The organism is Hymenobacter terrenus (genome assembly GCF_000972495.1).
In the GTDB taxonomy this organism is placed as follows: Bacteria; Bacteroidota; Bacteroidia; order Cytophagales; family Hymenobacteraceae; genus Hymenobacter; species Hymenobacter terrenus.
Map to the genome: position 1 here is coordinate 15,387 of NZ_LATM01000012.1, position 20,615 is coordinate 36,001.

The following is a 20,615-nucleotide window of genomic DNA, read 5'->3' on the forward strand; positions in this document are numbered from 1 at the left end:
AGCACTACGAAGCCAAGCTTCGTATTCCTTAACGCACTAAAAAACAGTAACGTTAGCTGACGCAAAGAAGCGCGAACTAGAAAGCTCGCGCTTTTGACACACTACAAACAGGAAAAGACCTGGCTAAGTTGCCAGGTCTAATCCTTATTTGAAGCGGGTCCGGAGATGCTTCAGAAGCAGAAACTACTTAACCTCTACTTCAGCACCAGCTTCTTCAAGTTGCTTCTTCAGCGACTCAGCCTCGTCTTTAGTTACACCTTCTTTCAGGGGCTTGGGAGCACCGTCAACCAGTTCTTTAGCCTCTTTCAGGCCCAGACCAGTCAGGTCTTTCACCAGTTTCACTACAGCCAGCTTGGCGCCACCAGCAGCCTTCAGGATAACGTCGAAAGACGTCTTCTCCTCAGGAGCCTCTTCGGCAGCACCACCACCGCCACCGGCAACTACTACGGGAGCAGCAGCAGCAGGCTCGATGCCATACTCGTCTTTCAGGATGCCTGCCAATTCGTTTACTTCTTTCACCGTCAGGTTTACAAGCTGCTCAGCGAATGCTTTCAAATCTGCCATTTCTGTAGATTGTTAAAAAAATGTGTTGTTAAAAATTTATTGTTGAAGTCGAAAAAGAGAAATGGCGCTTAGGCGGCCTCTTTTTCGGAAAGCGTTTTGAGGATACCAGCCAGTTTGTTGCCACCGCTCGAGAGAGCAGAAATAACATTCTTGGCGGGTGACTGGAGCAGGCCGATGAGCTCACCGAGCAATTCCTGCTTGCCTTTGATGGTGGTCAAGCCTTCGAGTTGGTTTGCACCAATGTAGATGCTAGCATCAACATAAGCACCTTTCAGCACGGGCTTAGGCTCAACACCGCGGGGGTAAGCTTGGGCTTTGTAAAAGTCGCGCAACAATTTGGCAGGGGCTGAGCCACTCTCTGTGGAGAACAGCACGCCCGATTGGCCTTTTAGCGCGGCATCCATCTCCGATGTATCGTGGCCGAGGGTGTCCAGCGCCTTTCGGATAAAGGTGTTTTTGTACACCTTGTATTCCAGGCCACGGTTGAAAGCCAGACGACGAAAGTCGTTGATTTTCGCTACTGTCATCACCGAAGCATCGACGATGTAGAATGAGTTGTGCGATTGCATCTTTCCGCTCAACTCATCCACGAGGGCTTGTTTTTCTTCCCGAGTCATGTTTGGTTGGGTTAATTAGCTAGCGGAATTTACTTGGCTGTCCACCGGAACGGCGGGCGACATCGTGCTGCTGAGCGTGATGCTCTTAATGTAAGTACCTTTCGAAGAAGAAGGCTTCAGACGACCTAACGTCTGGATTACCTCCAGAGCGTTTTCGGCCAGCATTTTCTCATCGAACGATACTTTACCTACCGAGCAGTGAATGATGCCGGTTTTGTCAACTTTGAAGTCGATTTTACCAGCTTTTACTTCCTGCACAGCCTTGGCTACGTCGGTCGTTACGGTGCCCGACTTCGGGTTCGGCATCAGACCACGGGGGCCGAGCACACGGCCCAGGCGACCTACCTTAGCCATTACGGCCGGCATGGTAATGATTACATCAATGTCAGTCCAACCTTTCTCGATTTTCGAGATGTAGTCGTCCAGACCCACGAAGTCAGCGCCGGCGGCAGTGGCTTCGGCCTCCTTGTCGGGAGTAACCAGAGCTAGTACACGAACGGTTTTGCCGGTGCCGTGGGGCAGAGTGGCCACACCACGAACCATTTGGTCCGCTTTGCGAGGATCCACGCCGAGGCGAACGTCGATATCTACTGAAGCGTCAAACTTGGTGTAGGTTATATCCTTTACCACTTTAGCGGCTTCCACGAGGCTGCGCACTTGCGTCAGGTCGTGTTTGGCAAGGGCTTCCTTGCGCTTTTTGCTTACTTGTGCCATCTGTTCGTTCTCCGTTTAATTATTCAGCAAAAGGAGAGTCGCCTTTGATGGTAATACCCATGCTGCGGGCCGTACCTGCCACCTGCTTCATAGCTGCTTCCACCTTGAAGGCGTTCAGGTCAACCATTTTAGTTTCGGCGATGGTGCGCACTTGGTCCCACGTCACGGAACCCACTTTGTTGCGGTTTGGCTCTTTCGAACCGCTCTGCAACTTGGCAGCTTCCATGAGCAGCACCGGAGCCGGGGCCGTCTTCACTACAAAGTCGAATGACTTGTCAGTGTACATGGTGATGAGTACAGGACAAACTTGGCCGGCTTTATCTTGGGTGCGAGCGTTAAACTGCTTGCAAAACTCCATGATATTCAAGCCTTTGCTACCAAGTGCAGGTCCTACCGGCGGCGAAGGGTTCGCGGCGCCTCCCTTTATCTGCAGACGCAGATAACCTCTGATTTCTTTGGCCATTTGATTGTGTTGGCTGCGGCTCCTGCGTCGTAACTCGCACTTACCTCAGTTTGTATAAACTCCTGTTTGGAAGCCCCGTCAGTTCGGAGTGAATAACTGACGTGGTTGTTCTAAGTATGATTAGCAACAACATCATGCCGAGCGTAACCAAGTCATCTCGCGTACAGCGAGCGAGATGACTTGGTTACGCTCGGCATGATGTTGTTCTATGCTTCTTTTTCTACCTGAGTGTAGCTAAGTTCTACCGGCTGCGAACGGCCGAAAATCTTCACGACTACATTGAGCTTCTTGCGCTCTTCAAATACCTCGTCCACGTTGCCAGAGAACCCATTGAATGGACCATCAACCACTTTCACAAGTTCACCCACTACATAGGGCTTATCGAGGGTAGCATCAGCTTGCTGCTCGGCTTCATCTACAATGCCAAGGATACGGTTCACTTCTGAAATGTGCAGCGGAACAGGTTTGTTGTTCGTTGCGTCCTTCTTGTCTTTGTCGCCAAGAAAACCAATCACGCCGGGCGTACTGGTAATGATATGGTCAACTTCACCATGGCCGAGGTCGGCATGAATGATTATATAGCCCGGATAGAGGTTCCGCTCACGAACGCGCTTCTTGCCGTTGCGCATTTCAAACACCTTCTCTACCGGAATCAATACTTGCGGAACAAGCTCGGTTAGGTTGTGCCGACCGAGCTCCGTTTCGAGATAGTTTTTGGCTTTCTTTTCCTGGCCGCTCACAGAGCGTACCACGTACCATTTCAATTCGCCCATCTTAGACTTTGATTAGCGAAAAGAATTATAAAATGCTTTAAGTACCGACTCAAAGCTTACGTCCATGATACCTACTACGACGGCAAACACGAGCGAACCAATCAGTACAAGGCCGGCGCTCTTCTGGAGTTCCGTCGTAGAAGGCCACGTTACGTTGTAGCGCATTTCCTCGATGGTGGCGCGGAAATAATTGCTCAGTTTGTCCATTGTGATAAGAAAGACAGCGTCGCCGCTGAAATAACATGGAGCGGACCAACTGGCCCAGATAGCACGAGTGGAGAGATTCGAACTCCCATCAAAGGTTTTGGAGACCTCTATTCTACCCTTGAACTACACTCGTTTGTAAACATTCCCGATGAGCGCATTTCGCTAAAGGGAGTGCAAAGGTAAGAGAAACAGAAGAGAAAACAAATACCCACTTCTGTTTCAGCGTAAAAAAGCCGCTCCCGAAGTATCGAGAGCGGCTTTTTTTACTAATAAGCCGGGGCTTAGTCGAGAACTTCCGTTACCTGACCAGCACCTACCGTACGGCCACCCTCACGGATAGCGAAGCGGAGGCCTTTCTCCATTGCCACCTTGTTGATAAGTTCAACGGTGATGGTGATGTTGTCGCCGGGCATTACCATTTCAACGCCCTCGGGGAGGGAGATGATGCCAGTAACGTCGGTGGTACGCAGGTAGAACTGCGGACGGTAGTTGTTGAAGAATGGCGTGTGACGACCACCTTCCTCTTTCGATAGAACGTAGACTTCAGCCTTGAATTTCTGGTGAGGAGTTACCGAGCCGGGCTTGCAGATAACCATGCCGCGACGGATGGCTTCTTTTTCAATACCGCGGAGCAACAGACCTACGTTGTCACCAGCTTCGCCACGGTCAAGGATTTTGCGGAACATTTCCACACCCGTAACCGTCGACTTCAGGCCGGCAGCAGCGCCCATGCCCAGGATGTCAACTTGCTCACCCGAGTTGATGATGCCGCGCTCGATACGACCAGTGGCAACGGTGCCACGGCCGGTAATCGAGAACACGTCCTCAACAGGCATCAGAAAGGGCAGGTCGGTCAGACGAGCGGGAATCGGAATGAACGAGTCAACCGCGTCCATCAGCTCGTTGATTTTGGGAACCCAGTTGGCATCGCCATTCAGGCCGCCGAGGGCCGAACCCTGGATAACCGGAATATTGTCGCCGTCGAAGTCGTAGAACGAGAGGAGTTCGCGGATTTCCATTTCCACCAGCTCGAGAAGCTCGGGGTCATCCACCATGTCCACTTTGTTCATGAACACCACCAGCTGAGGTACACCTACCTGACGGGCGAGCAGGATGTGCTCACGGGTCTGGGGCATCGGGCCGTCGGTAGCAGCTACTACGAGGATAGCGCCGTCCATTTGGGCAGCACCCGTTACCATGTTCTTCACATAGTCGGCGTGACCGGGACAGTCAACGTGGGCATAGTGACGGTTTTTGGTAGAGTACTCAACGTGAGCGGTGTTGATGGTGATACCACGCTCTTTTTCTTCGGGAGCATTGTCAATCGAAGAGAAGTCACGCTTTTCGGCCAAGCCCTGGTTGGCCAACACCATCGTGATAGCCGCGGTCAGAGTCGTTTTACCGTGGTCGACGTGGCCGATGGTACCGATGTTAACGTGCGGCTTAGACCGGTCGAAATTTTCTTTAGCCATTGTAAAGAGTAAAAAAAGAGGTGGTGAAGTGAATTTGATAGAATCGGACCCTACACCAAGAAAGCGAGACTCAGCCCCTACTGTAATAGAAAACTGTGCGTCGCTTGCCTGAGAGAACCGTGCCAGCTTTCTGATAATTCAGAAAGCTGGACTTTAATTGTAATCTGAGCCATTTATGGGATTTGAACCCATGACCTCTTCCTTACCAAGGAAGTGCTCTACCACTGAGCTAAAACGGCTTATTCTATTCAACTTGAGCGGGAGACGAGGTTCGAACCCGCGACCTGCAGCTTGGAAGGCTGCCGCTCTACCAACTGAGCTACTCCCGCGGAATGGAGTCATAAATTAAAAATCATCAATCATGAGTTCTCATTGGAGACTCATAACTTCTAACCCATAATTTATAACTCAAATTGTGGGGGTAACAGGACTCGAACCTATGAACCCGAAGGAGGTGAGTTACAGTCACCCGCAATTGCCGCTATGCGATACCCCCAATTTTTGGTGCTTTCCGGCCGATTGCCGAGAGGCGAAACCCTTTCGTTTTTACCATTGCTGAGGCAGTAGTGTTTCGTAAGGAGTCGCAAAATTAAGGCTTTTCTGACACCAGGCAAGCGATGAGGCAAAAAAAGCTTCCTCTTTTTTGAAAAAACTACCCTTATGCGCTTTTACATAAGGTTATAAAAAGCCCTAAGCCGGTCGTCTGTTTCCTTTTCACGGATGTTCTGCAGCACGGCCTTCAGATTTGGCATCGTAGGTACGAGCATAGCTAAGCCCCGATATGCTCCTAAACGCACCTCGTACCGAGTGGCATTGCGGGCGTAGTCTTCCAACATTTTAAGCCCCTTGTCGCGCTCCACTGGCGGTATATGGGTCATGAGTTTACCAAAGGATTGAAAGAAGGCGTAGAGGTCAGCCTCCGCCACGTCGGGCAGGCGGCGCAGGAACCATGGGTATTGGTCCAGCCCGCCATTGATGGAATAAAAACTAGCCAAAGCCAAGATGAGTGGACCACTCGTGGTGTTTTCGAGTGCTGCGACTTGCTGACGAGAATTGGCATCCGGTCTTTTTGAAAGAACTTCAATGGCCGCCGCCGCTACTAAGGCAGAACTATCGGTAACCGCCTTGCCGTAGATTGGACCATAGTTACCGTCAGAGAGGGTACCTAGGGTAGCAATGGCTTGGGCGCGGACACGGGGGTTAGGGTCGGTGGTAGCGAGACGCTGAATGTCCTTACGCATGCCTTCGGGCTCGGGGCCGCGGTAGTGGCGGAGGTGGTCGAGCGCAGCGCGCCGGAGCGCCCAGAACTTATCGTTGAGAGCGCTGCGCAAGAGACTGCTCACGGCCAGCTCGGCAGTTTTGTTCTGCAACAGTTCCAGAACTTCAGATTTTTGACGATACCCCCGGGCGTGATGGAATTGGAAAAGCAATTCCTCTTGGCTGCGTTCCTCATCAAACTGGGCTAGCAGCTGGTTTTCGTTGTCAAATTTTACTAAACTGGGCTTCTGGCTGGCCGGTAGTAAGAATGTCTGGTCGGCTTTGGTGACGGTGATGCGGTGTTCGGTGGGTAGGTTGCCATTGGTCCAGACGGCTACGGTGGTGGGCAGACGAAATACGGGTTGGAATAAGGTGTCCTGCACCTGTTGCACGCGGAGAGCTATTTGGCCGCTGGTATAGGTATGAGTAATGCGCAATTCGGGATGGCCGCGCTGCATAAACCACTGGTTAAAGAACCACATTAAGTCCTCGCCGGTGGTTTCCTCAAAAGCCGTGCGCAGCTTTGAGATTTCGACCGCTGTTTGTTTGTTTTGGGTAAGGTAATGGTTCAGTGATGCGAAAAAGGCTTCGTCGCCAACATATTTTCGGAGCATGTGTAATACACGGCCACCCTTGTCGTAGGAGTGGCGGTCGAACATGTCTTCTCGGTTAGCATAACGGTATCGGATGAGGGGCTCGCGCTTGGCTTGAGCTTCTTCGAGGTAGTTATTGATTTTTGTTTCCTGAACAAGGCCGGCTTCATCATCGCCGTACTTGTGCTCCGCCCAGAGGTATTCCGAATAATCAGCGAATGCCTCATTCAAGGGTAAATTGGCCCACGATTCACCGGTTACATAATCGCCAAACCAATGATGGAATAGCTCGTGGGCAATGGTGGATTCAGCCGTTTGGTAACTGGCATCTATCAAATCCTGCCGGGTGGCTTGAATGGTAGCCCCGTGGGTAGTGGCGGTGGTATTTTCCATGGCACCGCTCACATAGTCGCGCACCGCAACTTGGGTATACTTCTCCCATGGATATTCTACTCCTAGCTTTTTGGAGTAGAAATCCATCATCTCGGGCGTGTGGCCGAATACGGCTCGGGCAGTAGCGGCGTACTGGGGCTCCACATAATAATCGACGGGCTTGCCATGCCAGGAATCATTCACGACCGTAAACTCACCGACTACCATTGTGGCCAAGTAGGGAGCGTGGGGTTCGCTGAGTTTCCAGATATCGGTACGAGTACCGTCGGGGTTGGCTTTAGAGGAAATGAGCAAGCCATTGGAAAGCGTTTTAAACTGCTTTTCCACCGTCATGCTGATTTCCTGAGTCATGCGCTGGTTGGGTTTGTCAATGGTTGGAAACCAGCAGGAGTTGGCTTCGGTCTCGCCCTGCGTCCAGATTTGACGGGGCTTGTTCTTTTCCGTGCCTAGCGGATTGATAAAGTATAGTCCCTTGTCGGAAGTGATGGCCGCGGAGCCACCCTGGGGCAATTCATTGGGCTTGGCTACGTACGTGATGCGAACCTGGTAAGGCGTAGTGCGCGGATACGGGTGGTCGAGAGCAATAACGAGCTTGCGCCGATTGTAATTATAGTTGAGAGTCTTGTTCTTCTTGTCGCCGACTAGCTCAACTTTCTGGATTTCGAAGCCTTTAGCATCGAGCGCTACTTCGGTCTGCGGATAGAAGTGTGAGCGTAGTGTAAGGATGGCTGTTCCCAGCAATTGCTGCTTCTTATAGTCAAAGCGCACATCGAGCTTGGTATCCACCACGTCGGTGAGGATGGTGGCGGCAGGTTGCATGGGCGCTTCTGCCGGTAGCCAGGAAGGCACCACCAGACCAGTGCTTGCAGGAGCCGCAGCCGCGGCCGGAGCAGCCTTCTTATTAACGGGAGGTTTGGATGCGGGCTTACCTGCGCCGCGGGGCTGCGATTGAGCCGCAGCCAGCAAGTGAACAAATAAGAGCAGGCTGGTGAAGCCTGGAACCAAATACTTCATGCCAACAACGACGGGCGAAAAACGCCTCAATTTCTGAATTAATTTGAGATTTGGGCTACCTTTAACCCCCGCTTTCCTCCCATCCTATTCGCTTCAGATGCTTCAAATCAGCACCGGCCCTGCTCAACTTTGGGAAGTTGACTACCGCGCCGCCGACATTATTACGCTCAATGGGCAGCCTTTTGCCTGGGACATAGCGGATTTGGGTGAAGGCCGGTTCCACGTGTTATACGAAGGTCGCTCATATAATGCGGAAGTTGTGTCGGTAGAATACGCCACTAAAAACATTGTGTTAAAAATAAACGGGCAGCGTGTAGAGCTAAGCGCTAAGGACAGATTTGACCTGTTGCTTGAGCGCCTGGGAATGAGCAACGCAGCCGCCACCAAAGTGAACGAATTGAAGGCACCCATGCCCGGTCTCATCGTTGATATTCGGGTGACACCCGGGCAAAGTGTGCAAAAAGGCGACCCACTGCTGGTATTGGAAGCTATGAAGATGGAGAATATTCTGAAAGCTCCGGCTGATGGCACCGTGACCAAACTCAATGTGAACTTGCGCGACAACGTGCAGAAGGGCCAAATGCTAGTGCAGTTTTCGTGATGCTTTACTAGTTTGTGCTCTTGCATGACTCCTGGTGAGCACCCATAAACTGACGGCTTGCTTAACTGAATAGAAAGCTGATTGGACGTCATCGGTCTACGAGTTTTTACGCAAGGCCTGGGTAAATGAAAATATCAATAAACGACAACAGCAACAGCACAACTAACTGACTTAATTCGCAGCCTCAAGTAACTAGGCTTGACGAGGAAAACACACTTTTACAACTTATACATTTTGAAATACAACCGTATCCTCCTCAAGCTCAGCGGCGAAGCGCTGATGGGCCAGCAGCAGTACGGCATCGACGCCGAACGGCTGATGCAGTATGCCTCCGAAGTTAAATCGGTAGCCGCAACCGGTGTACAAGTTGCTGTCGTGATTGGCGGCGGTAACATTTACCGCGGTGTGGAAGCCGAAGCCTTTGGTCTCGACCGGGTGCAGGGCGATTACATGGGCATGCTCGCCACGGTCATCAACTCAATGGCTCTGCAAAGCGCCTTGGAGAAACTGGAAGTGAGTACACGTCTGCTGTCGGGTCTCACCATTCAGCGGGTGTGCGAGCCATATATTCGGCGGCGCGCAGTGCGGCACCTAGAGAAGGGCCGCGTCGTGATTTTTGGGGCCGGTATCGGTTCGCCTTACTTCACCACCGATTCGGCGGCGTCGTTACGAGCTATTGAGATAGAGGCTGACGTGGTGCTGAAGGGCACTCGCGTGGACGGCATCTATACGGCCGACCCAGAGAAGGACCCCACGGCCACGCGCTATACCGAAATCACCTTTGACGAGGTGTTAAACAAGAATTTGAACGTGATGGATATGACCGCCTTCACGCTCTGCAAGGAGAATAATTTGCCCATAATCGTATTTGATATGAACACCCCGGGCAACTTGGAGCGTTTGCTGAATGGGGAATCTATGGGCACGTTGGTTAGTAGTGGCACAGGAATTCACGATGGCAAAAAGCCGATTGTCGCCCCCACCCTCAATCCTTTGCAGCCCCTAGTAGGCAACCAACCCGAGCAAGCGTAAGAAATTTTGAATGTTGAGTTTTGGACTCTCTAAATTCGACTCAACGGACATTCAGCATTCAACCTTTAAAATTCAATACCTCCAAAAGATGGACGAAGAAATTCAGTTTTACCTCGATGAGCTCGCTGAATCGATGGGCAAAGCCCTGGCGCACGTGAATGTGGAAATGAGCCGCATCCGGGCGGGCAAGGCTTCTCCGGCCATGCTCGATGGCCTGCGCGTTGACTATTACGGCACTCCCACGCCGGTGAGCCAAGTGGCTACCATCACGGCGCCCGATGCCCGCTCGCTGCTCATCAAGCCTTGGGAAAAAAACATGATTGGCGAAGTAGCCAAGGCCATCAAGAATAGCGATTTGGGACTGAACCCGGTATCCGACGCGGAGGGGGTGCGTCTCAATATCCCGGCTATGACCGAGGAGCGGCGGCGGGAACTGGTGAAGCAAGCCAAAAATGAATCGGAAGCTGGTAAAGTCCGGGTGCGCGGTATTCGCAAAGATGTGAACGAAGCCCTGCGTAAGCTGCTGAAAGAAGGGGCATCGGAGGACGCCATCAAAGTAGCGGAAGAGAAGGTGCAGAAAACAACTGATACCTATATTGCCGAAGTGGAAAAGACGCTCAGCAAGAAGGAATCGGAGATTATGACCATCTGATTCGGTTTAGTACTACGTGAGAAAGCCCGGCGATTTATCGTCGGGCTTTTTTGCGCGGAGCTTTTGGAGGAGTTACTGTCCAGACCCGGAATCTGACGGCGTCTTTCTCTGGAGTAACTCTGCTTCTACGGCGGCGGGCACAAGGTAGCGAATACTGCCGCCGGTGCGGAGGCTTTCGCGAATGAAGGTGGCAGAGATATCTAGCAGTGGCGCTGTCATAACTTGGACGCGCGAGAAATGGGCCAAATCCGGTAAGACAGTGCCAGGGCGCGGGTAGACGTAGATATCGACCTCGGCCAGCACGCGGGCAGCCTCTTGCCAGCGCGGAAGGCTAGGGAGGTTATCGGCCCCCATCAGCAGTACAAAATCGTGCGTAGGGTGGCGCTGGCGCAGGGCATCAAGCGTGGCGATGGTATAGCTGGGGCGCGGCAGGCCAAATTCAATGTCCTCAACCCGCAGGCGAGGGTTGCCGGCCAAGGCTAGTTTGACCAGACGCAGGCGCTCAGTGTCGGGCAACAGATCAGCGGCCACTTTGAAGGGGCTCTGGGGCGAAACAACGAGCCAGACTTCGGCCAAATCGGTGCGCGTGGCAAAATGCTCGGCAAGGATGAGATGGCCGGTGTGCACAGGATTGAATGAGCCGAACAGCAGGCCTATCCGGGCGTGACTCATACGATGGCGGGCTCGGCGCTGATGAACTGACGCACCAGCTTTTCGGCCTGAGCCGTAGCTTGGTCGAGGTCATCGTTGACAACGGTAACATCGAACCGGTCTTCAAACGCTAGCTCGAACTTGGCCTTGTAGACCCGCGAAGAAATGCTGGATTGCGAGTCGGTAGCGCGCGCCTGCAGGCGCTGTTCAAGGACTTCGATAGACGGTGGACGCACAAAAATTGCCAAGGCCCGGTTCTTGTAGAATTCCTTGATGCTGAGACCACCTTTCACGTCGACATCAAGAATGGCGTGCTTGCCGCTATCCCAGATGCGCTCGATTTCCGATTTCAGCGTGCCGTAGAAAGCACCTTCGTATACTTCTTCCCACTCCACAAATTCATCGTGACGAATTTTATCCTGGAATTCCTCGGCGGAAATAAAGTAATAATCTTTTCCATTCTCCTCGGCGCGGCCGCGACGGTCGCGGGTACAGGCCGAAATGGAAAAGCTAAGCTCGGGCAGCCGGTCCATGAGCCGATGCACAATGGTAGTTTTGCCCGCGCCAGAGGGAGCCGAAAACACAATGATTTTGCCTTGCATCGCGCAAAGCTAGCCAGTAGTATCCGGTATTAGGCCATTTCGGCGGTTACACGGGCCCAAATGGACTCGGGCAAGCGGGCCGGAATGGGTCGGCGGGACACCCGCTGATTAAGGAAATTGATGAAAATCCGCTGCTTCTTAATGTCGTCGAAGCAAGGAGAGCAATCCGTGGCATGGTCGTAGAGGTAATCCTCGTCTTCTGCGGTCACGACTTGGCCTTCGATGAGTTGGTCTAGTACAGTATTCACGCGTTCGCAGTCGGGGCCATTGTCAAGGGAAGTGGCAATGGGAGCCGACGTATTGGTTTGTGTAGTAACAACTGGGTCCATAATTGAAAATGAGTGAAAGACGTGACTAACAACGAAGTGTAAGGCTGCACGGGCATGCGCTTATCTGGGGTGGTTAATCGTTATCCGGCTCGGTTAGTTCCGTCTCGTCATCAATTGCATCATTGCCATATCCCATTGACTGTGCGTATTTCTCCAGCTTATCCTTCAAAAAATTACGCGCCCGGTGCAGGCGCGAACGGACAGTACCAATCGGAATATCAAGCACTTTGGCCATCTCCTCATAAGTAAAGCCTTCGAGGTCGCAGAGGATAATGACAGTACGAAAATCTACGGGCAAAGAATTTAAAGCGCTGGCCACTTCGTCCCCAATCAGGTCGCGGGCCGACTGCTGACGCATATCGGACGACGAAGCCCCAACTTCGCCTTCAGCTTCAACATCGTCGGGGTTATAATAACCTTCGATTTCGCTGTAGTCGACCTTAGCAGGCTGTTTGCTTTTCTTTCGGAAATCATTAATAAATGAATTCTTGAGGATGCGAAAAAGCCACGCCTTGGCATTGGTGCCAGGCTCGAAATACTCGAAAAAGCGGTACGCCTTGAGGTAAGTTTCCTGCACAAGGTCGTTGGCATCATCCTCGTCGAGGGTGAGGCGGTAGGCAAAGTTGTAGAGCGGGTCGAGCACAGGCATGAGCTCGGCCTGAAAGCGCCGGTCCTTTTCCTCTTTGCTCAGTTTAACCCGTTCAGGAGAGTCGCTCATACAGATGGGCAGGAAAAATTGTGGGCCGAAACCTACAAAAGAATGGGGAATAGAGAAAAAATCAACTAGTAACTATTTACTGGCAACAGCGAATAACCGGGCTGCCTTGTGCCGGACTACTCATCAACAAGCTGCATTTTCAGGCCGTTAGCCGTCTAATTTAGCTGCACTGGCAGGTAGCGTGCTCTTCGATGTACGGATTGCGGCGCGGGGTAGGTTACGCCACCAGCAACGAAGCACGAAGCAATAGCTCAGATTAGTGCTCATTTGTTGCGTGTTGAGCCTTAATCTTTAAAAATTAACGGCTGCCAGGCCAGTACGCTCGCGACCGCGACCATCGGCGCGATAGCGCGGATGCAAGTGCAGGCCGCGGGCCGGGAGCGGCAGTCCTCGCAATTAGGCTTGTCGAAAACCAGGAAGTTGGCGTGCGGCCCCAACGGCCCCCAGCGGCCGGGGTGCATGGGCCGAATAGGCGGGTATAACCCCAGCGCCGGCCGGCCAAGCGCGGCCGCAAGATGCAACGGCCCGGTACTGCCGGCCACGAGGCCATCGGCCGCAGCGATGAAGGCTAAGAACTGGGGTAGGCTCAGCTGCCCGGTGAGGTTGGCAGCGAGAACGGCCGCGTGCTGGGGCAGCCAATTGGCTAGCTCTTCCCCTTCCGCCGCCGTACCGGTGATAAATACGCGGTGGCCGGCCTGATGAAGCAACCGGGCAAGCTGGCCAAAATTGTCGAGGCCCCATTCGCGGGCGCTGCCGCGGCTGCGGGGGTGCAGCACGATGTTGAGCTGCCCGGGCTGACGCTGCTGCAACAATTGCTGGAACTGCGGAGCCAAGGACTCTTGCGCCTCCAGGCGTACCAATCGGGCAACCGCTGGCAGAGCTGGCACTTCGTCGAAACCCAGCGGCTGGAGCAGTTTCAGGTTCAACTGGGCTTCGTGCAAGGGCGAGTGACGACGGCTGAGGGCCACCAGCCGGTTGCAAGTGAGCCAATGCTGCCAGCGGTTGCGGGTACCGATTCGAATGGGAACTCTAGCTTTTCGAGCCAGGCGAGCCAGAATTTTGTTGGGGAAAACATGGATGATGGCGGCGGCAGCGAAGCTCCGCAAGCGAGCCACTTGTTTGGACTCGGGCTGCGTTAGCAGGTCATCCAGGTTCAGAAAATCATCGACCCAGGGGCACGCCACAGCCACGGGGGCCGTGTAGGTACGGCCGATAAGTACCACCTGGCAGTCCGGAAACATCAGCTTCAACTGTCCTGCAACTGGGAGGGTGAGTACCACGTCGCCGATGGCATCGGTGCGGGACACGAGAAAAGTCTGGCTCATGCTTCGGCGCTTTCGGTTCGGGTTTTTAGCTTGGCGAATTTCAGGAATACGCCCCAAGCCGAAATGCCAGCAATGCAAAGGCCAGCAAAGCCATCGAGCAGGCCCAGGCGGAAGAAGTAGCCGTACACGAACTTCCAGAGCGGCTTCAGCAGCAAGTGGAAGAGGCCGACATTGGTTTTGCCACGCAGGGCCAACTCCTGAGCAGTGATGCTCGTGAACTTGTTGAGTTGGCTGACGTGCTGCGCGATGGAATGGTAGCTGTAATGCAGGGCATCGCCGGCAAGCTGGCCAGTGGTTTGGCCGGTGGCTACTTCGTAGCGCTCGTGCAGGAGCAGGCCAGTCCAGCTACCCAGGCGACGGTCGTAGAGGCGCAGCTTGCGGTCGGGGTACCAGCCACCGTGGCGCACCCAGTGGCCGCAATAGTTAGTTAGGCGAGCTAAGGAATAAGCTGCGTGCTGCCAGTTTTGCTTGGTGGTGCGGATGGACTGGCGCAGCTCGTCGGTTAGAACCTCATCGGCATCGAGCTGGAGGACGTGGTCGAATTTTGCCTGGGCTGTAGCGTAGTTTTTCTGCTCGACGTAGCCGGCGAACCCGTGCTGAATGACGCGGGCACCGTGCTGGCGGCAGATTTCGACGGTGTTATCGGTAGAAAAAGAATCGACCACGAGCACGTCATCGGCCACGTCGCCTACTGCCTGGAGACAGCGGGCGATATTGGCCGCTTCATTGAAGGTGATGATGACGACGGAGAGGGAAACCACGCGAAAAAAGCCGACTAAGTGACTGGTGCCGGGCAAAGGTAGTGGGACGGCAGCGGCGGCGTATCAAGGCGCCGCATAGGCTTGTTTGCGCCTTTGTCTAACGGTTTTCTAAAATTCGCCGTAGGAAAGGGCACAATTCTTCGTGTCGCAAGCCGCACTCCGTGCGTAACTTGCGCCCGTATTCGTTTACTCACACATGAAAAAAACGCTTCTTTCCGGCCTGTTGGCCGCTGCCCTGCTGTCGCTCACGCTGCCCTCGTGCGGCCCATCCGTGACGGAAGGTGATGATGATATTGCCGCCGCTACGCTGCCACCTCTGCCCGCCGCCCCCGACACCACGAAGGGAGCCAAGCAGCCCGAGCAGTTTCGGGAGCTGAACTCGGTGAATGCTACCGAAGACATCAAGAAAATGCAGCAACAGATGTAGGTTGTTGGTCTCTGCTATTTAAATAGTTAAACAGCGTTCGCAATTTTTCTTGCTGCTTGATTTTTGAGTAGGGCCGTTGCTGCTAAGGTGGTGGCGGCCCAACTTCTTTTGGCGCTGCTGGGCTGGCGCGTTTTTTTATGAAAAATAACATCGTGTTGCGCCGCGGCGTGGAGGCTGATTTGCCACAGGTACTGGCGCTTATTCAGGAATTAGCCGTATACGAGCGGGCACCGGAAGCCGTGACGAACACTCTGGCTGCTATGCGGCGCGATGGGTTTGGGCCCGAACCTATCTTCAGCTTTTTTGTGCTGGAAAATAACGGAGCCGAAGTAATTGGAATCGCGCTATTTTACACTGCTTATTCTACTTGGAAGGGCCGAATGCTCTATCTGGAAGACCTGATAGTGACCGAAACGGCCCGACGCGGCGGCTACGGCCGGCTGCTGTTCGACGCTGTGGTGGCTGAGGCCCGCACCACTGGTGCCGTGCGCCTGAAGTGGCAGGTGCTGAACTGGAACGAGCCCGCCATTGCCTTCTACAAAAAGCTGGGGGCCACTATTGAGGATGAGTGGTTCAATGGTAACCTCGACGATGCCCAACTGGCTAGCTACACCATTGCACCGGCTGCCGCCGAAGCCGCTAAACCAATTGTGGGACGCAGCTTGTAGGTGCCGCACCACCGGGCGGCGCACTCACAGCCGCACGAACTTGCGACTCTCCGTACGCCTTTGCGCATCCTGCCAATGCAGCACGTAAAAGCCCGGCGTCAAGCCCGCGATATTCAGGCTTACGACATTCAGACCGGCCGGAATGGTGAGCGCGGTAATACTAACCTCCCGGCCCAGAGCGTCATAAAGGCGAAAAATGACTGTGCCGGCTGCTGCCGCTGGATATTGTAGGCGCAGCTGGTCCGTAACCACGGGATTGGGGAAAATATTAACGCTACTCGCGGCTCCCTCGGTGCTTAATATAGCGGGAGCCACGTCGTCCCGGGAGCCATCGGGCCGCAGCAGGCGGAGGCGGTAGTAGTGCAGGCCGCTAAGCGGTTGGGCATCTGTGAACTGGTACTGAGCAGCGGGCGGACGAGTTGCTATGGTGCTTAATTGCTCCCAGGCCATGGTATCGCCGCTTAGGCTCCGCTCCACTACGAAGCTGCTCAGCAAACATTCGTCACGCGTGGCCCAGGTGAGCGTGACGCCGGTGGCAGCTACATATTGGGCGCTGAAGCTGGTGAGCGGCGCGGGCAGCAGCGCCGGCCCACTGCAACCCAAGCTCTTAAAGCTGCGCCCCCGCAGCACTTGGCGCCCACCGGCGACATCGCTGACGGGATTGAGCGTGCGGGTACTTTGACCGCGGGCAACGGCGTAGTGCATCACTGCGCCGGGCAAGTTGAGGTGGCTGAGCTGCTGGGCATGACCCAGCTCGTGGACGGCAACTGACTCAAAATCAATCTGATTGAGGCTCAAGATAGGCTGGGCAGGACCAAATTGAAACACCGTCGCATCATCAAACTGCATGTCGACTTCTTCTACCCAGAACACCACCTCACCATTGGCTCCGTAGCAGCCCCGGTAGTAGCTGGTGGTGCGGCCTAGTACCCGAGAGGGCAATTCAGCACCAGCGTCGAACGATACCACGTTCTGACCATCGTTAGCAATAGTATTGGTGGAATTGGCCGGACCTACTTCCCAATTCATACCAGTTTGGCAGCGCCAAGTGGCCAGGGCCCGCTGCCAAGCAAGGGAAGCAGAAGTAGCGCTAAAGTTGGGGCCGAAGCGAAAGGTGATGCCGCCGGTACTGTTCAGGGCAATGTGATTGGGACGCTGCAGGAGGGTGCCATCGGTGCTTTCTACATTGGTGAGGGCATAGACGATGGTGAGGGAGTTGGCGCTTTCGATGGAAGTTTGGTCGGAAGTGGTGACGCGCAACACACCGGAGCCGGCCGGGTGACCGCTGCTCACGGGCTGCCCACCGCTGGCCGCAGATGGCACGCGCACCTGAATGCGGGTATTGGTCCAGCTGAGGTAATCGGTGTCGCGGGCTTTCACACGGGTAGCACCGCCGTCGTCGGCATTCCTGAATTCGACAAATCCATTGCCCCGGCTGCTGCCGAAGCCGTCGCCATTGATGGTAAGCACCGCCCCACTTCCAGCTGATAGGCTGCTGGGCGCGAAGCCCGCAATAGTGGGGGCCAACGTGCCCCGTCGTAAGGGTTTACTATCAGCAACGAGGGCCGGATTGGCCCGAAGAATCTGGCGGGCTTGGCCAACATAGTCGGCTATCTTATGATAAAAAGCGTCATCCAGCGCGGAATAGGTGCGAAACGGCTCGGCCGCGGTGCGCTCAGCGGGATTGTACTCGATGAAGCCCTGCTCGCTACCAAAGGGCGTCCAGTTGCTACCCGCGCTGGTAGGCAGGCCAGGCCAAGGCGCGGGCGTCAGAAAAAAGATACCCTGCTGGCCAGCGTTGAGGCGCAAGGTATTGGTGAGAATTTGTTGATCAAGTCCCAGCCGGCCGCCCTCGGTAATGAGCACGAGGCCAGTGGTATCGGTCACTTGGCCTTTCAGCAGCGAAAATACTCGCAGCCGATGCCGGGTGAAGAGCCGGCCGTGGCCCGCATCCCAAAAGCTTTGCGCATCGAGCACCTGGCCTTCGACTATCAGGGCTGATTCCTGGGCGCGGCGGGCGGGCTCCAGAGGCAGCATCAGACAATGCGTTTCGGGGGCCTGCGCCAGCACTACGCTGGCGCAACTTACAGCCAGGCCAAACGCGAGCGCGAGCCGACGGCTAATGACATGGAGAGAAGGTAATATAAATAGCATAAGTACAGAAAAAACAGGTGCCGCCGAAGATACGGGAAACCGGACGCTAAAAGCACACACGAAGTAGTGCGAACTTTGCGCCTCCGCATGGCAGCACAACGGTATTGTGCTGCCATGCGGAGGCGCAAAGTTCGCACTACTTCGCCGATACGCTACTGCCCCACCGGCGCGGGCTGCGGCTGCCACGAGGGCGAGCTATTTGCAACAACGGGCCAGCCATCAATATAGTCTAGCCTATCGAGCAACAATACCCGGCGCGAGTACCCTTCGGAGTCATCAATGGCGTCGAAGGTGGGTTGGCGGGGGTCGATGGCATGATAAGCCATCCAATCTTGGCCAGCAGCGTCGGTGACTACGCAGTTGTGGCCGGGCGCACGCCAATGGGTATTGGCAGCGAGCAGGGCGGTATGCGGGTTGGCCGTGGCGGCGGCATATGTTTCGAAGGGGCCGGTGGCGTGACGGGCGCGAGCTACCAATACGGCGTAGTGAGCGTGAGCGCCGCAACAGTTATCGCCCGAAAAAAAGAGGTAGTACCACCCATCGCGGTAGTGTACCCAGGCCGCTTCAACGAGGCGGTGGTAGTCGTCCGGGTCGTCGGATACACTGGGGTGCACCACGGCCAGGGCGGTGCTACCTGGCCGGAAGCTGAGGCGGTCTTCGGCCAGCTCGCGCACCCAGATGGGACCGAAGCCCGAGCCCCAATACAGGAGGCGCTGGCCGGTGGCGGGGTCATCGAAAGCCATAGGGTCGATGCAGGTGAAGCCGGGGCCGGGGAGCAGCGGTTGGCCGCTGTCCAGGAAAGGGCCGGCGGGAGCATCGGCTACAGCTACGGCCAAGCTGAGATAATCGGCGCCATCGGGCCGGGCGGAGTAATACAGGTAGAAGCGGCCGCCGTGCTCGCTGACGTGTGGCGCCCATATTTTCTGGCTTTCCGTGGCCCAGACGGGCTTTTGGGGCAATGCCTCGCCGAGGTATTCCCAGGTAATTAGGTTTTCGGAGCGCGCTACTTGCAGGTTGATGATACGGCCGGCGCGTTTGGTTTGGGTACCGTAGGCATAATACCAGCCATCGGTGGCGCGGATGATGGTAGGGTCCGGGAAATTCGCGTCGATGATAGGGTTGGTGTACATGAGTAGCGAGCAGTTAGCCGTGAATAGTAGATAGCATAATAAGAGCAGTAATTGCTAACTGTTCACGATTCGCGGATAATTACTGGCTGCTGTTGCAGCCATACGCAGGCCGAGGCAGTGTCGTCGAACGTGCCCACGCGGAGGTTATCAATTGCGTGTACAATGGCTTCCATGGCTTGGCGGGCCAGCAAGCTGCGGGGTAACACCCAGACAATGTATTGCAGACCGGCGTGGTACATTTCCTCCAACCACCATGCCCTCCAGGACGTGAGCTCCACCGCGTTTTGAGTAATACTGGAATCGTCGTTGAGCATTTTATGACAGAGCCACATCCGCAGGCTGTCGAGCATCAGTATCCGGACTGCCTGCGAGGAATCCTGGCTATGCTCGCCCCTCCAGTCCACGTATAGCCATTTATTCTGCGCGTCGTGGCCGATGAATATTTCGGAGGAATCAATGATGACGTGCAACTGCATACGGAGTTCAGGACGCCTTCGAAATAAGAAAGCATTTGAGCCGCCCAATTTAGGAGATAAGTTGCTTAAATGTGAAGCTTTCCTAATCGCGGCGTACGCGACGCTGGTCATCACTAGCTTTGTCGTTATGCCTGACAGCCAGAAATCTGGTTCGCCAGCAATTAGCCACTCACTTTTTCATTTTTAGCGTCCTCATGTTTCGAAAATGTATTGCCCTGCTGGCTTTATTATGCGCGCCGTTCAGCCTGCTGGCCTGGGGCGTTGTAGGCCACCGGGCCGTGGCTCGCATCGCCGAGAATCACCTCACGTCCTCAGCTAAGCGCGAGGTGGCACGCCTCCTCGGCTCCGAAACTATGCCGCTGGTGAGCACCTGGCCCGATGAGATTCGCTCGGACCCGCAGTACAGCAATACGGGGCCCTGGCACTACCTCAACGTGGCTACTGGCCTCGACTTCCCGGCTTTTGTGGCCCAGCTGAATGCCGCGCCGGCCACGTCGCCCGCCAACGCCTACACCGCCTTGCAACAGGTACGCAAGGACTTGAAAGACCTTCAGAAAACGGCAGCCGAAAAGCTGTTCGCGCTGAAGTTCCTCATTCACCTCGTTGGCGATGTGCACCAACCCTTGCACCTGGGCCACGCCGACGACCGCGGCGGCAACAGCATTACGGTAAGCTGGCGCGGACACGACACCAACCTGCACAGCATTTGGGATGGTGATTTGGTCGAATATCCCGGATTCACCTACTCAGAAATGGCAATAGCATACGACCACGCCACTCCCGCCCAAATTAAGCAGTGGCAGAAAGACGACATGGCCGCCTGGCTGTTCGAATCCTACCAGCTCTGCACGCCAGCTTACGCCTCCGCCGCTGCTAATCCTAAATTCGATTACCATTTCTACCCTACTTTCGGCCCTCAAGTGGAGCAGCAGATTTTGAAAGCCGGCATCCGGCTAGCAGGCGTGCTGAATGAGGTATTCGGCAAGTAATAGCTCATTCAAAGCTTAGTTGAACTGCTACAA

The 20,615-nt window shown here is 54.7% G+C and carries 23 protein-coding genes and 4 tRNA genes; 6 read left to right on the forward strand and 21 right to left on the reverse strand.

Features of this window, described 5'->3' with window-relative positions; all coding sequences use genetic code 11:
- Positions 1–183 precede the first annotated feature (183 nt).
- The 12 genes from rplL to WX88_RS15275 all read right to left on the reverse strand — a co-directional run bounded on the left by rplL (position 184) and on the right by WX88_RS15275 (position 8,067).
- The gene (gene rplL, locus WX88_RS15220; RefSeq protein ID WP_046245262.1) at positions 184–564 is read right to left on the reverse strand and encodes a 50S ribosomal protein L7/L12; all 381 of its coding nucleotides are present in this window, start codon (positions 562–564) and stop codon (positions 184–186) included.
- A 68-nt stretch (positions 565–632) separates the two neighbouring features.
- Complete coding sequence (gene rplJ, locus WX88_RS15225) at positions 633–1,181, reverse strand: 50S ribosomal protein L10 (protein WP_046245263.1); 549 nt, start codon at positions 1,179–1,181, stop codon at positions 633–635.
- Between the two features lie 15 nt (positions 1,182–1,196).
- Positions 1,197–1,895, reverse strand: a complete 699-nt coding sequence (rplA, locus tag WX88_RS15230; protein ID WP_046245264.1) for a 50S ribosomal protein L1 — start codon at positions 1,893–1,895, stop codon at positions 1,197–1,199.
- 19 nt (positions 1,896–1,914) lie between these two features.
- Positions 1,915–2,358, reverse strand: coding sequence for a 50S ribosomal protein L11 (gene rplK / locus WX88_RS15235; protein WP_046245265.1), 444 nt, complete (start codon positions 2,356–2,358; stop codon positions 1,915–1,917).
- Positions 2,359–2,564: 206 nt separating this feature from the next.
- Entirely contained in the window at positions 2,565–3,131 is a 567-nt protein-coding gene (gene nusG / locus WX88_RS15240) for a transcription termination/antitermination protein NusG (RefSeq protein WP_046245266.1), read from the reverse strand.
- 12 nt (positions 3,132–3,143) lie between these two features.
- Complete coding sequence (gene secE / locus WX88_RS15245; protein ID WP_046245267.1) at positions 3,144–3,338, reverse strand: preprotein translocase subunit SecE; 195 nt, start codon at positions 3,336–3,338, stop codon at positions 3,144–3,146.
- Between the two features lie 62 nt (positions 3,339–3,400).
- Positions 3,401–3,471, reverse strand: a tRNA-Trp gene (locus WX88_RS15250).
- Between the two features lie 148 nt (positions 3,472–3,619).
- A complete protein-coding gene (gene tuf, locus WX88_RS15255; RefSeq protein ID WP_046245268.1) occupies positions 3,620–4,810 on the reverse strand; it encodes an elongation factor Tu in 1,191 nt (396 codons plus the stop codon).
- A gap of 167 nt (positions 4,811–4,977) precedes the next feature.
- A tRNA-Thr gene (locus WX88_RS15260) sits at positions 4,978–5,049 on the reverse strand.
- A 17-nt stretch (positions 5,050–5,066) separates the two neighbouring features.
- A tRNA-Gly gene (locus tag WX88_RS15265) sits at positions 5,067–5,139 on the reverse strand.
- Between the two features lie 87 nt (positions 5,140–5,226).
- Positions 5,227–5,306 (reverse strand) — tRNA-Tyr (locus WX88_RS15270).
- A gap of 172 nt (positions 5,307–5,478) precedes the next feature.
- Positions 5,479–8,067 (reverse strand): M1 family metallopeptidase, encoded by a 2,589-nt coding sequence (locus WX88_RS15275; protein ID WP_046245269.1) that lies wholly within the window; start codon positions 8,065–8,067, stop codon positions 5,479–5,481.
- A 97-nt stretch (positions 8,068–8,164) separates the two neighbouring features.
- On the opposite strand from WX88_RS15275, the gene WX88_RS15280 reads away from it, so the two are divergent.
- From WX88_RS15280 to frr, 3 genes are all read left to right on the forward strand, one after another.
- Positions 8,165–8,668 carry a biotin/lipoyl-containing protein gene (locus tag WX88_RS15280; RefSeq protein ID WP_046245270.1) on the forward strand — a complete coding sequence of 168 codons (504 nt, stop codon included), beginning with the start codon at positions 8,165–8,167 and terminating at the stop codon, positions 8,666–8,668.
- A 234-nt stretch (positions 8,669–8,902) separates the two neighbouring features.
- Positions 8,903–9,700 carry a UMP kinase gene (gene pyrH, locus WX88_RS15285; RefSeq protein ID WP_082116060.1) on the forward strand — a complete coding sequence of 266 codons (798 nt, stop codon included), beginning with the start codon at positions 8,903–8,905 and terminating at the stop codon, positions 9,698–9,700.
- A gap of 88 nt (positions 9,701–9,788) precedes the next feature.
- Positions 9,789–10,352, forward strand: coding sequence for a ribosome recycling factor (gene frr, locus WX88_RS15290; RefSeq protein ID WP_046245351.1), 564 nt, complete (start codon positions 9,789–9,791; stop codon positions 10,350–10,352).
- A gap of 72 nt (positions 10,353–10,424) precedes the next feature.
- Here frr and nadD read toward each other — a convergent pair whose 3' ends face one another.
- The 6 genes from nadD to WX88_RS15320 form a co-directional block, all read right to left on the reverse strand.
- Positions 10,425–11,024, reverse strand: a complete 600-nt coding sequence (nadD, locus tag WX88_RS15295) for a nicotinate (nicotinamide) nucleotide adenylyltransferase (RefSeq protein ID WP_046245271.1) — start codon at positions 11,022–11,024, stop codon at positions 10,425–10,427.
- Complete coding sequence (gene gmk, locus WX88_RS15300; protein WP_046245272.1) at positions 11,021–11,605, reverse strand: guanylate kinase; 585 nt, start codon at positions 11,603–11,605, stop codon at positions 11,021–11,023. Before gmk ends, nadD begins: the two co-directional genes overlap by 4 nt.
- 29 nt (positions 11,606–11,634) lie before the next feature.
- Entirely contained in the window at positions 11,635–11,934 is a 300-nt protein-coding gene (locus tag WX88_RS15305) for a hypothetical protein (protein WP_046245273.1), read from the reverse strand.
- Between the two features lie 73 nt (positions 11,935–12,007).
- Positions 12,008–12,652, reverse strand: coding sequence for a sigma-70 family RNA polymerase sigma factor (locus tag WX88_RS15310; RefSeq protein ID WP_046245274.1), 645 nt, complete (start codon positions 12,650–12,652; stop codon positions 12,008–12,010).
- A gap of 284 nt (positions 12,653–12,936) precedes the next feature.
- A complete protein-coding gene (locus tag WX88_RS15315) occupies positions 12,937–13,977 on the reverse strand; it encodes a glycosyltransferase family 9 protein (RefSeq protein ID WP_046245275.1) in 1,041 nt (346 codons plus the stop codon).
- Positions 13,974–14,774 (reverse strand): glycosyltransferase family 2 protein, encoded by an 801-nt coding sequence (locus tag WX88_RS15320; protein ID WP_082116061.1) that lies wholly within the window; start codon positions 14,772–14,774, stop codon positions 13,974–13,976. The genes WX88_RS15315 and WX88_RS15320 overlap by 4 nt, the downstream gene beginning before the upstream one ends.
- A 160-nt stretch (positions 14,775–14,934) precedes the next feature.
- Between WX88_RS15320 and WX88_RS15325 the strand changes: the two genes are divergently transcribed.
- Both WX88_RS15325 and WX88_RS15330 read left to right on the forward strand, forming a co-directional pair.
- Complete coding sequence (locus WX88_RS15325; protein ID WP_046245277.1) at positions 14,935–15,165, forward strand: hypothetical protein; 231 nt, start codon at positions 14,935–14,937, stop codon at positions 15,163–15,165.
- Positions 15,166–15,302: 137 nt separating this feature from the next.
- The gene (locus tag WX88_RS15330) at positions 15,303–15,833 is read left to right on the forward strand and encodes a GNAT family N-acetyltransferase (protein ID WP_046245278.1); all 531 of its coding nucleotides are present in this window, start codon (positions 15,303–15,305) and stop codon (positions 15,831–15,833) included.
- A gap of 24 nt (positions 15,834–15,857) precedes the next feature.
- Here WX88_RS15330 and WX88_RS15335 read toward each other — a convergent pair whose 3' ends face one another.
- The 3 genes from WX88_RS15335 to WX88_RS15345 all read right to left on the reverse strand — a co-directional run bounded on the left by WX88_RS15335 (position 15,858) and on the right by WX88_RS15345 (position 19,593).
- Positions 15,858–17,987, reverse strand: coding sequence for a matrixin family metalloprotease (locus WX88_RS15335; protein ID WP_082116062.1), 2,130 nt, complete (start codon positions 17,985–17,987; stop codon positions 15,858–15,860).
- Positions 17,988–18,139: 152 nt separating this feature from the next.
- A complete protein-coding gene (locus WX88_RS15340; protein WP_052732724.1) occupies positions 18,140–19,117 on the reverse strand; it encodes a glycoside hydrolase family 43 protein in 978 nt (325 codons plus the stop codon).
- Positions 19,118–19,179: 62 nt separating this feature from the next.
- Positions 19,180–19,593, reverse strand: a complete 414-nt coding sequence (locus WX88_RS15345; protein ID WP_046245281.1) for a hypothetical protein — start codon at positions 19,591–19,593, stop codon at positions 19,180–19,182.
- Positions 19,594–19,787: 194 nt separating this feature from the next.
- Between WX88_RS15345 and WX88_RS15350 the strand changes: the two genes are divergently transcribed.
- On the forward strand, positions 19,788–20,582 hold the full coding sequence (locus tag WX88_RS15350; RefSeq protein WP_046245282.1) for a S1/P1 nuclease: 795 nt from the start codon (positions 19,788–19,790) through the stop codon (positions 20,580–20,582).
- Positions 20,583–20,615: the final 33 nt, after the last annotated feature.

Coding starts and splice junctions, on each gene's coding strand:
- rplL (WP_046245262.1), bottom strand. CDS start 564: ATGGCAGATTTGAAAGCATTCGCTGAGCAGCTTGTAAACCTGACGGTG.
- rplJ (WP_046245263.1), bottom strand. CDS start 1,181: ATGACTCGGGAAGAAAAACAAGCCCTCGTGGATGAGTTGAGCGGAAAG.
- rplA (WP_046245264.1), bottom strand. CDS start 1,895: ATGGCACAAGTAAGCAAAAAGCGCAAGGAAGCCCTTGCCAAACACGAC.
- rplK (WP_046245265.1), bottom strand. CDS start 2,358: ATGGCCAAAGAAATCAGAGGTTATCTGCGTCTGCAGATAAAGGGAGGC.
- nusG (WP_046245266.1), bottom strand. CDS start 3,131: ATGGGCGAATTGAAATGGTACGTGGTACGCTCTGTGAGCGGCCAGGAA.
- secE (WP_046245267.1), bottom strand. CDS start 3,338: ATGGACAAACTGAGCAATTATTTCCGCGCCACCATCGAGGAAATGCGC.
- tuf (WP_046245268.1), bottom strand. CDS start 4,810: ATGGCTAAAGAAAATTTCGACCGGTCTAAGCCGCACGTTAACATCGGT.
- WX88_RS15275 (WP_046245269.1), bottom strand. CDS start 8,067: ATGAAGTATTTGGTTCCAGGCTTCACCAGCCTGCTCTTATTTGTTCAC.
- WX88_RS15280 (WP_046245270.1), top strand. CDS start 8,165: ATGCTTCAAATCAGCACCGGCCCTGCTCAACTTTGGGAAGTTGACTAC.
- frr (WP_046245351.1), top strand. CDS start 9,789: ATGGACGAAGAAATTCAGTTTTACCTCGATGAGCTCGCTGAATCGATG.
- nadD (WP_046245271.1), bottom strand. CDS start 11,024: ATGAGTCACGCCCGGATAGGCCTGCTGTTCGGCTCATTCAATCCTGTG.
- gmk (WP_046245272.1), bottom strand. CDS start 11,605: ATGCAAGGCAAAATCATTGTGTTTTCGGCTCCCTCTGGCGCGGGCAAA.
- WX88_RS15305 (WP_046245273.1), bottom strand. CDS start 11,934: ATGGACCCAGTTGTTACTACACAAACCAATACGTCGGCTCCCATTGCC.
- WX88_RS15310 (WP_046245274.1), bottom strand. CDS start 12,652: ATGAGCGACTCTCCTGAACGGGTTAAACTGAGCAAAGAGGAAAAGGAC.
- WX88_RS15315 (WP_046245275.1), bottom strand. CDS start 13,977: ATGAGCCAGACTTTTCTCGTGTCCCGCACCGATGCCATCGGCGACGTG.
- WX88_RS15325 (WP_046245277.1), top strand. CDS start 14,935: ATGAAAAAAACGCTTCTTTCCGGCCTGTTGGCCGCTGCCCTGCTGTCG.
- WX88_RS15330 (WP_046245278.1), top strand. CDS start 15,303: ATGAAAAATAACATCGTGTTGCGCCGCGGCGTGGAGGCTGATTTGCCA.
- WX88_RS15335 (WP_082116062.1), bottom strand. CDS start 17,987: ATGCTATTTATATTACCTTCTCTCCATGTCATTAGCCGTCGGCTCGCG.
- WX88_RS15340 (WP_052732724.1), bottom strand. CDS start 19,117: ATGTACACCAACCCTATCATCGACGCGAATTTCCCGGACCCTACCATC.
- WX88_RS15345 (WP_046245281.1), bottom strand. CDS start 19,593: ATGCAGTTGCACGTCATCATTGATTCCTCCGAAATATTCATCGGCCAC.
- WX88_RS15350 (WP_046245282.1), top strand. CDS start 19,788: ATGTTTCGAAAATGTATTGCCCTGCTGGCTTTATTATGCGCGCCGTTC.